This is a genomic window from Agathobaculum desmolans ATCC 43058 (genome assembly GCF_000701665.1).
In the GTDB taxonomy this organism is placed as follows: Bacteria; Bacillota; Clostridia; order Oscillospirales; family Butyricicoccaceae; genus Agathobaculum; species Agathobaculum desmolans.
This window is the reverse complement of sequence record NZ_JNJN01000059.1, coordinates 1-13,522: the sequence shown is the minus strand read 5'-3', so window position 1 is coordinate 13,522 and position 13,522 is coordinate 1. Positions and strand designations below refer to the sequence as shown.

At 58.4% G+C, this 13,522-nt stretch carries 17 protein-coding genes; 2 read left to right on the top strand and 15 right to left on the bottom strand.

All coding sequences use genetic code 11. From position 1 onward, the window contains the following. The first annotated feature begins 559 nt into the window (after window positions 1-559). Window positions 560-1,159: an NAD(P)H-dependent oxidoreductase gene (locus T363_RS0112500; RefSeq protein WP_031476342.1), complete on the top strand. Its 600-nt coding sequence runs from the start codon at window positions 560-562 to the stop codon at window positions 1,157-1,159. 186 nt (window positions 1,160-1,345) lie between these two features. Here the strand turns inward: T363_RS0112500 and T363_RS0112495 are convergent, their stop codons facing one another. From T363_RS0112495 to T363_RS0112415, 15 genes are all read right to left on the bottom strand, one after another. Further along, window positions 1,346-2,203, bottom strand: a complete 858-nt coding sequence (locus tag T363_RS0112495) for a YitT family protein (RefSeq protein WP_031476340.1) — start codon at window positions 2,201-2,203, stop codon at window positions 1,346-1,348. A 138-nt stretch (window positions 2,204-2,341) separates the two neighbouring features. Next, window positions 2,342-2,818, bottom strand: coding sequence for a pyridoxamine 5'-phosphate oxidase family protein (locus T363_RS0112490; RefSeq protein WP_034972376.1), 477 nt, complete (start codon window positions 2,816-2,818; stop codon window positions 2,342-2,344). A 54-nt stretch (window positions 2,819-2,872) separates the two neighbouring features. Further along, window positions 2,873-3,793 (bottom strand): C39 family peptidase, encoded by a 921-nt coding sequence (locus T363_RS0112485; protein WP_242840278.1) that lies wholly within the window; start codon window positions 3,791-3,793, stop codon window positions 2,873-2,875. A 285-nt stretch (window positions 3,794-4,078) separates the two neighbouring features. Next, window positions 4,079-4,402: a phosphoribosyl-ATP diphosphatase gene (hisE, locus tag T363_RS0112480; RefSeq protein WP_031476334.1), complete on the bottom strand. Its 324-nt coding sequence runs from the start codon at window positions 4,400-4,402 to the stop codon at window positions 4,079-4,081. Between the two features lie 117 nt (window positions 4,403-4,519). After that, on the bottom strand, window positions 4,520-4,843 hold the full coding sequence (gene hisI / locus T363_RS0112470; protein ID WP_031476332.1) for a phosphoribosyl-AMP cyclohydrolase: 324 nt from the start codon (window positions 4,841-4,843) through the stop codon (window positions 4,520-4,522). Window positions 4,844-4,973: 130 nt separating this feature from the next. Next, window positions 4,974-5,738: an imidazole glycerol phosphate synthase subunit HisF gene (gene hisF / locus T363_RS0112465; RefSeq protein WP_031476330.1), complete on the bottom strand. Its 765-nt coding sequence runs from the start codon at window positions 5,736-5,738 to the stop codon at window positions 4,974-4,976. Continuing rightward, window positions 5,738-6,451, bottom strand: coding sequence for a 1-(5-phosphoribosyl)-5-[(5-phosphoribosylamino)methylideneamino]imidazole-4-carboxamide isomerase (gene hisA / locus T363_RS0112460; RefSeq protein ID WP_031476328.1), 714 nt, complete (start codon window positions 6,449-6,451; stop codon window positions 5,738-5,740). Before hisA ends, hisF begins: the two co-directional genes overlap by 1 nt. Further along, window positions 6,448-7,065: an imidazole glycerol phosphate synthase subunit HisH gene (hisH, locus tag T363_RS0112455; protein ID WP_031476326.1), complete on the bottom strand. Its 618-nt coding sequence runs from the start codon at window positions 7,063-7,065 to the stop codon at window positions 6,448-6,450. The genes hisA and hisH overlap by 4 nt, the downstream gene beginning before the upstream one ends. Before the next feature lie 28 nt (window positions 7,066-7,093). Next, window positions 7,094-7,471, bottom strand: a complete 378-nt coding sequence (crcB, locus tag T363_RS0112450; RefSeq protein WP_031476324.1) for a fluoride efflux transporter CrcB — start codon at window positions 7,469-7,471, stop codon at window positions 7,094-7,096. A gap of 90 nt (window positions 7,472-7,561) precedes the next feature. Continuing rightward, entirely contained in the window at window positions 7,562-7,879 is a 318-nt protein-coding gene (locus T363_RS0112445; protein ID WP_031476322.1) for a hypothetical protein, read from the bottom strand. A 1-nt stretch (window position 7,880) separates the two neighbouring features. Continuing rightward, window positions 7,881-8,456: an imidazoleglycerol-phosphate dehydratase HisB gene (gene hisB, locus T363_RS0112440; RefSeq protein ID WP_031476320.1), complete on the bottom strand. Its 576-nt coding sequence runs from the start codon at window positions 8,454-8,456 to the stop codon at window positions 7,881-7,883. Continuing rightward, on the bottom strand, window positions 8,443-9,744 hold the full coding sequence (gene hisD / locus T363_RS0112435; protein WP_031476318.1) for a histidinol dehydrogenase: 1,302 nt from the start codon (window positions 9,742-9,744) through the stop codon (window positions 8,443-8,445). Before hisD ends, hisB begins: the two co-directional genes overlap by 14 nt. 72 nt (window positions 9,745-9,816) lie before the next feature. Beyond that, complete coding sequence (hisZ, locus tag T363_RS16850; protein WP_078097041.1) at window positions 9,817-11,454, bottom strand: ATP phosphoribosyltransferase regulatory subunit; 1,638 nt, start codon at window positions 11,452-11,454, stop codon at window positions 9,817-9,819. Between the two features lie 64 nt (window positions 11,455-11,518). Further along, on the bottom strand, window positions 11,519-12,493 hold the full coding sequence (locus tag T363_RS0112420) for a DUF3658 domain-containing protein (RefSeq protein WP_031476316.1): 975 nt from the start codon (window positions 12,491-12,493) through the stop codon (window positions 11,519-11,521). Further along, window positions 12,490-12,834 (bottom strand): DUF6054 family protein, encoded by a 345-nt coding sequence (locus T363_RS0112415; protein ID WP_031476314.1) that lies wholly within the window; start codon window positions 12,832-12,834, stop codon window positions 12,490-12,492. The genes T363_RS0112420 and T363_RS0112415 overlap by 4 nt, the downstream gene beginning before the upstream one ends. 279 nt (window positions 12,835-13,113) lie before the next feature. Between T363_RS0112415 and T363_RS0112410 the strand changes: the two genes are divergently transcribed. Then, window positions 13,114-13,522: IS110 family transposase (locus tag T363_RS0112410; RefSeq protein ID WP_031476312.1), on the top strand; the 409-nt coding region annotated here is incomplete at its 3' end.

Genomic DNA, 13,522 nt, shown 5'->3' with positions numbered 1-13,522 from the left:
CAGGAGCGCTTTGAAACCCGCACTCCGATGGAAGTCCGCACGGAGGCATTAAACTCCGATACTCCTGCACTGTATCCCATTCCTGAAAATAAGCGTATTCAAAAATACAAAGAAAAGTTCGCTGCATAAACAAGCTCACCGTTCCCGAAAAAGGAAACGGCGAGCATAACCGCACTATATTTTATTTATTTCTCCGGTCTACCTTGACAGGGGCGGATCATATCCATCCCGGCTGAGACTTTCGAAAAACTGCCTTTTTCCGACAATCTGTGTTTGGACTTCGCGGATCACACACAAGAAAAACAAAAGCTGAGGTACACCCCTCAGCTTTTGTGCATTTGCGGCAAAAATGCTGTTTCATGCGCCGCCGCACAGGTTGCCGGTACGCATCGATAAGACGCTTTTTCAACAAGAAAAGCCGATGGATCTATTCCCATCTTTTCTTATGCCGCAACCGCCCTCATTTAATCCTAATAAGGACTATCTGAAATCGGTTTTTTCGCCTTGTCTTCCGCACGTTGCTGTGCTATGATAAAGCTACCAAAGGAGTGAACCGATCATGAAAAAAGTATTGTTTGTCAACGGATGCATCCGCGGCGCCCAGTCGCGTTCGCTGCGTCTGGCACAGCGTCTGGTCAGCCAGATTCCGGATGCCGAGATCGAAGTCCTCGCACTGCCTTCGCTGCACCTGACCCCCTGCAATGCGGCCGACATTGTCGAGCGAGATGCGCTCTCCGCAGCCGGCGCGTTTGATCTGCCTTTTTTCGCACTGGCCAACCAATTCCGTCAGGCGGACGCCGTGGTACTCGCCTGTCCCTTCTGGGATATGAGCGTTCCATCCATGGTACGCAATTATCTGGAGCGTGTCTGTGTCACCGGCCTGACCTTTCATTATACGCCGGAAGGCCGTCCGGTCGGCGACTGCGCCATGCAGCGCTTTGTTTATGTAACCACACGCGGCGGCTATGTGGATGACAGCGATCCCGTGCTGATCGATCACGCCTCCTCTTATCTGAACTCCCTGTGCCGGCTGCTTTCCAGCGGACGGTTTGATACCCTCGCCGCGCAAGGGCTGGACATTGTCGGCAATGATCCCGAAGCCCTGTTGGCCGCTGCCGAAGCGGAAGCAGGCCGCATGGCCGCATCCTTCTGGAGCTGACCAAATTCACGCACAAGGCTGTTAAAAAACGGTGCTTGGGCTTCGCGGATCACGTACAAAAAACAAAAGCTAAGGTGCATGCCCTCACCCTCTCTTAGCACCGTGTTCTATCGAACACGGCGCTTGCATATGCTGTTTCATTTGCATTTGCCGTGCCCTTTTCTGCAGGGCAGAGGGACGTGCTGCTTACGGCGGCGCGGAAAATCCCTCGCCAAACACCTCGCTTGTTTCGGTAATCATCACGAATGCGGCCGGATCCTCCGCATAAACCGCTGCACGCACGCGGTAAGCCTCTGACCGTGCGCAGGCACATAACAAAACCGTGCGTGGCTTTCCGGTAAACGCACCGGTGGCCTGCAGGATGGTCGCACCGCGGCCGCATGCTGCCGCGATCCCGGCAGCGGCGCGCACGCCCTGCCCGGTGATAATGAATATCAGCCTTCCCGCCCCCATACCGTACAGGATGCGGTCAAGCGTCAGCGACGTAACAGCGGTTGCTGCAAGACCATACAGCACTGCATCCACCTGTCCGAACACCGGCCACCCCAGCAGGATGACCACCGCATCCACTGCCAGCATCACCGTCCCGGTCGAAACATGCGGGCGCACCGCCTTGACCGACAGCACAATCAAATCGATCCCGCCCGAGGACGAGCCGCGGGCATACAGAACTGCCAGCGCCAATCCCAGCAGCACCCCGGCGTACAGCGCCGCCAGAAAGGGGTCACCCGTATAGGCCGGCAGCCGGGCAAACACCACATCAAGAAAAAAGGTGCAGCTAACCATACTGCGTGCTGTCCGCAGCAGAAAACGTCTGCCGATCAGCCGATAGCTGAGGGCAAACAGCGGCAAATTGAGCGCCGCCGCCGTCAATCCGATCGGCAGACCAAACAAATGATGCAGCAGCAGCGCCAATCCGGATACACCGCCCGGTGCAAACGCTGCGCCGCGCGCAAAGGTCTGCAATGCTGCCGCATACAGTATTCCGCCCAGCACATCGCAGGCCAGATCACCTGCCAGACCGTACCGTCCCCTGCGCTGCATCCCTACCGCTCCCCTTTCCCGGCATGCTGTTTGCTTTACAGCATCAGTTTATCCCGCCGCGCACGGTACTATCCCTTTTTCATACCAAACACAGGCGGCCGAGGGTATCCTCCCTCGGCCGCCTGTATTATTTTCTTCTTACTGCTGCTTGCGCGAACCCTCCAGCGAATCTGCGTGCACGCGGAACACCTCAGCTACGGAAAGCGCCGCATCGGTATACGACCAACCGCCCCGTCCGGTCAGGTGCTGCATGATGATATCAAAGCCCTGCCGTTTTTCCTCGTTATTCTGCGCAAACTCCACACGGCCGTAGCCGACAATCGAAGAAAACGCATAACTGTACCGGCAGGCGATATCGCCCGAACCAGTCAGCCCATCCTCGGTATCCATCTCAAAGCAGACCCGCGGATCGGCGCGCAGGGCATCGAGTTTTTTCCCCTTGATACCGCTGTGAAAATACAGCGTCAAGCCATCCTCTCCCCAGGTATAGCCAAAATTGAGCGGGATCACATACGGCCATCCCTCTGCCGTCATCGCCAAACGGCAGGTGCGGCACCGTTGGAGCACTGCCTCCAAATCCTCCCGGCCGGTAATCTCTCTGTCCTTTCTCCGCATATGCTTTCACCTCAGAGAAAGCATATCACATTTTGCCGTGCCGTACAAGCCCGATCATCCTGCCGCCGTGCATTCCCAAAGTGCAGCAAACTGCCCGGAAAGGCGGTCAAAGCTCCATGTTTTTTCACTGCGGGCAATACTGTTGGGGTCACGCACCAAATACCCGTCCTCGGTACGGCCGTACAGCACAATGAAATGCCCCTCGGTCGTAAAATCACCCGGCGCCATCGAGCAGATCACCGGATGCCCTGCGTCAAGCGCCGCATCGATCTGCGCCTTATCCGGCGAAAGCTGCCGGCAGGTGATCCCAAAAGCGGACGCGCCCTCGGACAGCAGCGACCAGCTTGTCCCTTGTCCCGGGACATAATACCCCTGCTGCGCCGCATACTGCGCCACACGGTACGGTGTTACCGCAGCGTTTCCGGTCAGATGGCTTGCCGCCATCGCCACACAGACCGGGGCGCAGCCGCTCACCGCAACCGTACTCTCACCATACGGCTGATAGCCCCATCGCATATCCCACTGCAGCAGCAGCGGCACGGTATCCAGCGGTTCCGTCAGGCTTTGGGCGGGTGCATCGCCATGGTGCGCGGGATAACCGAGCACAAAATCCAGCGTTTCACTGTTGCGGGCCAGCAAATCCAGATAGGCGGCCGGATACGCTTCCGGCGCATCCAGAATATCATGCACCCGCTGATCCTGATGGGCAAGCCGGGTGATCGCCGCCGCCGTACCTTCCTGCACGCCGATGCCGCGCGCCGCCCAGTCCGCCTCTGCCCGTGCACCGTCCGCAAAACGCAAGCCAACCCATGCCACTGCGGCCAGTACCAGCAGCGCCAGCAAAAGGCGGACAGGCCGGCGGCGTTTTTTTGTTCTTCGCCGGCGGCGGGCAACCGGCTTGGGCGCCGTTCTGCGCATTGTGTCTGCCGCTTCGTGCGCAGTGCTGCGCTCGATCTGTATGTACCGTGTTGTCATAATCGTTTTTCCTTTCCCGACAGGCTCCGCCCCGGCATATCCTGCCGTTTCCATGCGTTCAGTATAACAGGCATTTCTTAATATTCCATCCACAGAAATCTTAAGATTTGCTGAATCCCCTCTGTCTATAAGAGTCCCTGCACCGCCGATTGGTTGCAATCTTTTTCAGAACAGCAGTTTTCCTTCTGCATACCATACGAATGTGCCGCCCGGTTTCTGACAGCAAACGCCGTGTTATTTCCGTTTCAGAAACAACACGGCGCAGGAAAGGCAAATGTTCGCTTTTCAGGTATTATGATCGGATACGTGGAACTGTTTCAGGTTGCCGATCTTGCATGCGCGCAGATCCATTTCCTCACACACATCGGCAAGCGATACCCCACATTCGTTCATCATCACCATCAGGTGATAGAATACATCGTTGATCTCGCCCACCAGCTCGGCTTTATCGCCGTTTTTGGCCGCGATGATCGTTTCCGCGCATTCCTCACCAACCTTTTTCAGAATTTTATCCAGCCCCTTCTCAAACAGGTAGCAGGTATACGACCCCTCCTGCGGCTCTGCCCTGCGCTGCGCAATCACAGCCTCCATTTGTTCAAATGCGTTCATCCTTACGCTCCTTTTTCCTTTACCGCCGCGCGGCCAGCAGTACGATCACCGCAATCAGCACGCCCACCAGTACAATACCGCCAATCAACATCAGCAACGAAACCATGGTCACAGCAATCACCCTCTTTCCCACAGGGTGGTATAAAAACAGGTGCGGCTGCCCGTATGGCAGACCGGTCCCTTGGGTATGCCGCTGTAGATCAGGGTATCATCGTCACAGTCGGACAGGATCCGGCTGACATAGATGAAATTCCCCGAAGTTTCTCCCTTGTTCCACAGCTTGCGCCGTGAACGGGAATAGAACCACGCGGTGCCGGTTTCCATTGTCAGGCGCAGCGCCTCCTCGTTGGCATAGCCGAGCATCAGCACCTCACCGCTGCGCTCATCCTGACAAATAACCGGAATCAGTTCCCCTTTGACAAAAAATTTACTCAGCTCCATAGCACTAACAGAGAATGGAAAATGCAGAATGGAGAAGGAAGCAAACGGCACGCCGCGCCGATCAGGGCATCGCGCGCTGCGGGTCGCTGCCATTCTTCATTTTTCACTCTCTATCCCGCCCCCTTTCTCGTTACAGCCTGACCGGTATATCCTTGCCGTGCAGATGCTCCTTGACCTCGCGCACGGTCAACTCCCGATAATGAAACAGGCTGGCGGCCAACGCCGCGTCACAGCCGGTCTGCTCAAACACCTCGGAAAAATGCTCAAGCGAACCGCAGCCGCCCGAAGCGATCACCGGAATACCGACCGCCGCCGTGACCGCGCGTGTCAATTCCAAATCGAACCCAGATTTTGTGCCGTCCCGATCCATCGAGGTGAGCAATATCTCTCCCGCGCCGCGCGCACAGACCTCTTCCGCCCACGCAACCGCGTCCAGACCGGTCGGCGTGCGGCCACCGGCCACGTATACCTCAAAGCCGGACGGCGTTGTTCCGGTTTTGCGGGCATCGATCGCTGCCACCACGCACTGGCTGCCGTATCGCGCCGCCGCCGCGCTGACCAGCTCCGGATGTTTGACCGCCGCAGAGTTGACCGATATCTTATCCGCGCCTGCACGCAGGATATCGCGGAAATCCTCCACCGTGCGGATGCCGCCGCCTACCGTGACCGGCACGAACACCTCGCGGCAGGTGCGGCGCACCACATCCGCAATGGTATCCCGCTCGTCGCTGGTCGCGGTGATATCCAGAAAAACGATCTCATCCGCGCCCTCCGCAGAGTAAAACTTGGCCAGCTCGACCGGGTCGCCCGCATCCCGCATGCCGACAAAGTTGACCCCCTTGACCACGCGGCCGTCCTTTACATCCAAACAGGGGATGATCCGTTTTGCCAGCATCACTCCGCCTCCCGAATCGCCGCTGCCAGATCGAGCGTGCCCGTATACACCGCGCGGCCTGCGATCGCGCCTTCGATCCCCAGCTTTTTCAGGCGCAAAATGTCCTGCACGGTAGATACTCCGCCCGAAGCCACCAGCTTGCAGGACACCGACGCCCGCAGTGCCGCCAGCTGATCGAAGTTGGGACCGGCCAGCATACCGTCCTTGTCAATATCCGTAAAGATAATGTTTTTCACCCCATAGGACTCCATCCGCTCGGCAAAGGCGATATAATTTTCACCACTGTCCCCCAGCCAGCCGTCCGTACGCACGGTTTCGGATTTGGCATCCACACCGATCACGATCCGATCTCCATATGCCTTAACTGCCTCAACTACAAACGGCGGATTGCGCACGGCTGCCGAGCCGATGATGACCCGCTGTACGCCCAACGCAAGCACACGCTCGATATCCTGCATCGAACGGATGCCGCCGCCCAGCTCCACAGCTGCGCCGGTTTCGCGGATCACGCGCCCAACCACGCCGTAATTCATGCGCTCGCCATCCTTGGCGGCGTCCAAATCGACCATATGGATCATCCGCGCCCCAGCAGCCAGAAAGCGCCGCGCGGTTTCCACCGCGTCTTCCGCCACCTTGTGCACGGTATCATAATCGCCCTTTTGCAGGCGCACGCACTGTCCGTCCTTCAAGTCAATCGCAGGAATAACGATCATTGTCCTACCTCCGTCAAGTTTACAAAGTTTTTCAGCATATGCAGGCCGACTGTCCCGCTTTTTTCCGGATGAAACTGACAGCCGAACAGATGGCCGCGCGCGACCATCGCCGGTACGCGCGTTCCGTAATCGGTCACCGCCGCCAAATCCTCCTCCCGGGACGGGAACACCATAAAGCTGTGCACAAAATACACATGATCCCCCTGCTGCAGCCCTTCCGTCATTGCGTTGGGACGCAGGATCTCCAGCCTGTTCCAGCCGATCTGCGGCAGCTTCAGTTTGGTTGGGATGCGGCCGATCCGCCCCGGCAGCAGCCCCAGCCCCTTACAGGACCGCACTTCGTCCGACTGCTCAAACAGCATCTGCATCCCCAGACAAATGCCGAGAAAGGGCTTTTCCGCCGCCGCAGCCAGCACCGCATCGGTCAGCCCGGAAGCATGCAGTGCGTCCATCGCATCCGGGAATGCACCGACGCCGGGCAGGATCACACCGGATGCCCCTTCGATGACCGCAGGGCTGTCCGCGATCTTATTCTCGCAGCCCAGAAAATCCAGCGAATTGTGCACGCTCATCAGATTGCCCGCGCCGTAATCTACAATTGCAATGTAACTCATGTCCATATCCTCTGTCTGTCCAAATGGATCATCCGCCGCGCCGCAGCAGCATGTGCGCCACCAGGTTACCCACATACACACCGGCAACGCATAACACTACGCTCAGGCCTGCATACAGCAGCCCGGCAGCCATGCGGCCTTCCTCCAGCAGGTGCAGCGTCTCCATCGAAAAAGTCGAAAAGGTGGTAAAACCACCGCACACGCCGGTTTTCCAAAAAAGCTCCATATTGGGTGATACCGCATGCTCCGCCGCTGCACCGGCTACAAAGCCGATCAGCAGCGCACCCAATACATTGGTTGCTAAAGTCAGCCACGGGAACGCGCCTTTCAGCGGCAGCAGACTGATTCCATAGCGCCCGACTGCGCCCAACGCACCGCCCAAGCCAACTGCAAGCACCGCGCTCATGCTTTGTGGCTCCGCGCTGCTGTTTTGCTTTTCATTCCAACCCGTGTCTTTTTCATCCGCTGCTCCTCCTGCGGGGCGGCACGAAGCCGCTCATTTTTTCTTATCATGCGGCAAATACTTGCGGTTGCATACAACCGTGCCAACCAACAGCACCAGCACTGCACCCATCAGGCCAAACAGCAGTGCCCGGCCCTCCTTTACCAGCAGATTGACCAAGGCAGCCAATACGCCCGACACGATGTACACCACACCGATCCCGGTTTGATACCGGTCCGCCTGCTCCTTGGGCACCAGATCGTGCAGATCCTGCCGGACCACCAGCGTACTCTCCGTGTGGCGCAGGTTCATCACCCCCGCCACAATGATGCCGAGAATGCACAGCCAGCTCAGCTGTTCCATCATATCCACGTTACAATACCCCCTTCGCGGAAAGCACACCGCCGCCCGTTACGGCAACGGCCTGCCGCAGCGCCCGTGCCAGCGCCTTAAACAATGCCTCCGTGATATGGTGGGCATTGTCGCCGTATTCCGCCTTCAAGTGCAGCGTCAGCCCCGCGTTGACACTGAGCGCACGCATGAACTCGGCCGTCAGGCAAGTGTCATACTGCCCGCACACGGTCTGCGGCATAGGCGCATCAAACACCAGATAGGGACGCCCCGAAATATCAAGCGCACAAAACCCAAGCGCCTCATCCATCGGCACAAAGGCCTCGCCGAAGCGGGCGATGCCTGCCCTGTCGCCCAAGCACTGCCCAAGCGCCTGCCCCAGAGCAATGCCGCAGTCCTCCACGGTGTGGTGACCGTCCACCTCCAGATCGCCCTTGCAGGTAAGCCGCAGGCCAAAACCGCCGTGTACCGCAAAGCTGTTGAGCATATGGTCAAAAAAGCCGATCCCTGTGTCGATCTCCCGCGCGCCGCCCTCCAGATCAAGGGCAAGCGAAATATCCGTTTCTTTGGTTTTCCGTTTGATCTCAGCGTTTCTCATCCTGTACTTCCTCCGCAAAGCGCACGGCAACCGAATTTGCGTGCGCGTCCAGATGTTCGCTCTGTGCCAGTGCAATGATATCCTGCGCATAGCCTTCCAGCGCACCGCGCGTGTATTCGATCATGCTTGTTTTCTTCAAGAACGTATCGGTCGACAGCGGGGAGAAAAACCGCGCCGTTCCCGATGTCGGCAGCACGTGGCAGGGTCCCGCCATATAATCGCCCAGCGGCTCGGGCGCATATGCCCCGAGGAAGATCGCGCCCGCGTTGTGCAGCAGCGGCAGCAGCTCGCGCGGCGCGGCGGTGACAACCTCCAGATGTTCGGGCGCGACCAGATCCGCTACGCGGCAGGCATCTGCCAGATCGTCAAACACGATCGCACAGCCGTAATTCGCCACACTGTCCGCGATGATCTCCCACCGGGGAAGCTGCCGCGCCATGCGCTCCATTTCACACGAAACGGCCTGCGCCTGCGCCATAGAATCGGTCAGCAGCACGGCGGAAGCCAGCTTATCGTGCTCAGCCTGACTGAGCAGGTCTGCCGCGACCCATGTCGGGTTAGCGGTATGGTCGGCGATCACCAGCACCTCGGACGGGCCGGCGATCATGTCAATATCCACTGTGCCGAATGCCAGACGCTTGGCCACCGCCACATAGGCGTTGCCCGGGCCGACGATCTTATCCACCTGCGGGATGATGCCCGCACCGTAGGTCAATGCGGCAATGGCCTGCGTGCCGCCGACCGCGATCACCGTATCCACGCCTGCTATTTTGGCAGCAGCCAGCACCTCGCGGCTCAGGTTGTCGGTCGGCGGGGTGACCATGACCAGCTCCCCTACCCCCGCCACTTTGGCGGGAATGGCGTTCATCAGCACGCTGGAAGGATAGGCCGCTGTGCCGCCCGGCACATAAATGCCGACGCGCGCCAGCCCGCGCACGGTTTGTCCGAGCGTTTCGCCCGGGCGGCGCTGCCATTCCCAGCTTTTGACCAGCATCTGCTCGTGATAATCCCGAATATTGGCGGCGGCTTTTTCCAGCGCGGCAATCAAAACCGGATCGCAGGCCGCATACGCTTCCTCCAGCACAGCCGGCTCCACGCGGTAGGGCGCCCGGCCGTCAAACCGTTCGGCATACTCGACCACCGCATCCCAGCCGCGTGTCCGCACGTCGTCCATCACACGGCGCACCGTCTGCTCAATATCGCCGCGCGCGCCTGCTGCGCGCGCCTGCATTTCCCGAAGGACGGCCTGCTCTGCCTGTCCGTCCGCCAGCACGGTTTTCAAAAACATCTGCTTGCTCCTCACTTGGCATCCATGGAACGGAAAGCTGCACCGCAGCCCTTCCCGCTCCATTCTCAATTCTCAATTATCCAAACCGCTTTCCAACTCGGCAATGACCTGCTGGATCGCCGCCTTCTTCATTTTGGCTGAGGCAAGGTTGACGATCACGCGCGCCGAGATAGGCGCGACATCCTCGATAACCTCCAGCCCGTTCTCCTTCAGTGTCGTACCGGTTTCCACGATATCAACGATCGCATCCGCAAGCTCCAGCAGCGGCGCCAGCTCGACCGAGCCCTCGATCTTGATGGTCTCCACATCCATATTCTTGCGGGCGAAAAACGCACGGGTCACCGCCGGATACTTGGTTGCAATAACCGGCGTTTTGTAGCCGCCGTATACGTCCTTCCCCTTTTTGGTCGCCAGCGCAAACCGGCATTTGCCGAAGCCGAGATCGACCATTTCGTAAAAGCTGCCGCCCTTTTCCATGATCGTATCCTTACCGACCACGCCCATGTCGCACACACCGTGCTCCACATAGGTGATCACATCCGCCGCCTTGGCGAGCACGATCTCGATTTTGGTATCCGGCAGGGTAAAGATCAATTTGCGCGAACCGGCTTCCAGTTCAGAAATATCATATCCTGCATTTTTGAGCAGCGCAAGCGTTTTCTTTTCCAGCCGTCCCTTGGTCAGCGCAATGCGCACGGAATCCCGCCGGGTCGCCGCTGCGGTACACTGCGCACCGGTCAGGCTTTCCGCTACGCTTTCCACATCAATGCCGAAGCCGCCCGCAGGCAGGTCGCGCCCGAACTTGGCACACAGCGCATTGTAGCGCCCGCCCGACAGGATCGCCGCACCCGCCCCGCCGATATAGCCGCGGAACATCACGCCGGTGTAGTAATCCATCTCATGTACCAAACCCAGATCCAGCATGATCCGGCTGCCACATCCTGCCGCATCCAGTGCGCGGTACAGCCGCCGCAGATAGGACACCGCGCCCAGCACGCGCACATTGCCGGTAAGCGCTTCCACCTCATCGAGCACCTCAATGCCGCCGAACAGCTGCGGCATGGCGCGCAGTGCCTTGGCTGCGGGCCGCTCGCCGTAAGGCGCAAGCGCATCTCCCAATGCCGCAAAGGATTTGTTTTCGATCAGACGGCGGATGCCTTCCGCCGCAGCCGCGTCCGCGCCCAGCTCCTCGATCAGCGCCTTGTAGATCTCCGCATGTCCCAGCTCGATACGGAAGCTGTCTGCCCCTGCACCGGCCAGCGCCGCAAAGGCGGCGGACAGGATATCCTTATCGGCCTCCAGCCCGTCTGCACCGATCAGCTCCGCGCCGACCTGCAGGAATTCACCCTTATGCCCCTGCCCTGCCGCTACCGAGCGAAACACCTTCTGGCTGTAATACAGCCGCACGGGCAGGGTGGTATCGGTCAGCCGTGTGGCGGCAATGCGGGCGATCGGTGTGGTATTATCCGGCCGCACCACGCAGATCCGCCCCGAGCGGTCGATCACTTTGAGCATCTGCTCCTGATCCAACTCCGGATTAGCCTGCGCAAACACATCAAAATACTCCACGGCAGGTGTGATGATCTCACTGAAGCCGCAGCCCTCGAGCGCCGACCGGATCGCGTTTTCGGTCTGCCGCAGAGCACGGCAGGAGGAAAACAGCAGATCCCGTGTTCCCTCGGGGGTAGAGATACTAAATCGGTTGGTCATATCGAAGGATCATTCCTTTATCGCTTTATCTTGTTAAAGATATTATCATATTTCCCTTGTCCTGTCAACCCCCGCATTTACGGATGGTCATTTCCCGATAGGTCGGCGCATCGTGTACGATTTCCAGCCGTCCCGCCCGCGCCAAAGCGCGGATACGGTCAAATATCAGCATATCGCCCACATGATTCTCCTGCTCTAAGGCAATTTTTCCAATCGCACGGCCGACTGTCTGCGCCGCGGGCTGTGTTTGCTCCGGGGCGCAGGACAAAATGATTTCATCATAAAAATCTGCCGGTACGGACCGCACCCTGCCGTCCGCCATCGCGCGCAGGGGCGCATTCTCTTCCCGCAAACATTTCCAGTCGGCCAGCAGCTGCGCCTGTTCGGTTTCCGTCAGCCGGCGGCGGCGCTGATAGAAATACGCCGCTGCGCGCGGCTCGATTTCACCGATCCCGCCATACTGCACACTGCCGTTTTGCATGCGTTTTTGCTGCCGCCGACGTTCCATACGCGCGGCATACCGCCGCAAAATGCACTGCGGCACATAACGCAGCAGCCGGTTCAGCATACGGTTATCCGTCATCACCACAACGGCAGTGGCGCCGCCGATCACCTCCTTCGACGCTTTGCAGGCTGCAAGCACATCTGCTGGAATACGGTCCGCCTCGACCACCCACACCGGAATATGCTTTTGCTGCAGGCGGCTGACCACATACCGCAGACCGCACTGCTCACACGGATTGCCACCCGCATACCAAATGACAGCTTCGTCGACCTCGTCCAGCTGCTGAAGCGCCGCCCAGTGCCGCGCCTGATATTCCGTCTGCCATTTGCCGTCCAGCTCCGGTTCGCCGCGCCACGGCATCAGGATATCCGCCCGCGCGGCACGGTCGGTCACGTCACGGATATCGCCTTGCGCATAGTTATCTGAAAGCGCAAGGATATGTTCCTCATCCAAAGAAGGTTCTAACGCTTCGCGCGCCATGGCAAGGCAGCCCTTGGCGCTGTCTCCAAAACAGATCCAGTATATCGCGTTCACCTCCCTGCGGCGTATTCCTCCGCCACCGGCATGATGGTTTCGAGAAAGCTCTCCTCCCCCATGGTGTTGACCTTCCAGAACACGGCCTGACTGCCGCCCGAAGTGATCGCCGACAGGAACAGGCTGCTTCCATGGCCGACAAGGGTCAGGTTCATGCTCACACGGTTGCCGCCCATCCAGCTGTACCGCTCAAACACGCGCACCGCACAGCGCACGCCGTTGGCGTCCCAGTCGCTCCCATCTTCATAAGAGGCAGACATGCTGCCGTTCATCACCGCGTCAAACAGACGGCCAAGCACAACGTCAAAGTCACCAGTCAGTTGTCTTTCGTATTTTGCCATGGTTTGTCCCGTCCTGTTACTATATATTTGCCCCTTGGTTTATGGTAGCCAGCCATAGGCATGGGACATCTCGTTGCCTAAGCTGTTAGAATAGGAAAGTAATGGTCTGACCCAAACCTCCAAGGGCTTCATGCCCGTTATTGAGTCAGTCAGCCATCCTCCTATTCGCAGCGTTCGATTTGTGCAGGTAGAGCCGTGTGTTCGTGTCACCAAACAGATAGAATCAGCAATGGGTAGAATGGCTTTGTCCATTGCAATTTCTTTTCAGGAGTGAGGAACATGAACGCAGCAGGTATTGATGTTTCCAGCAGAAAGAGTACGGTCGCTGTCCTTCGTCCTTTTGGTGAGGTTGTGAAGCTGCCCTTTGATGTGCGCCACAACGCAGAAGATTTGGAAGCTCTGGCAGAGCAGCTCAAATCCATCGAGGGTGAAACACGGGTTGTCATGGAACACACTGGGCGCTACTATGAGAGTATCGCCACGGTTCTCCACAAAGCCGGACTCTATGTCTCGGCGGTCAACCCTTTGCTCATCAAGGAGTACGGCAATAACTCTCTCCGCAAGGTCAAGACCGATAAGGCGGATGCTATGAAGATCGCCAAATACGCTCTTGACAACTGGATCGAATTGCGGGACTATACCCCTATGGATACGATTCGATACGATCTGAAAACTCTGAACCGTCAGT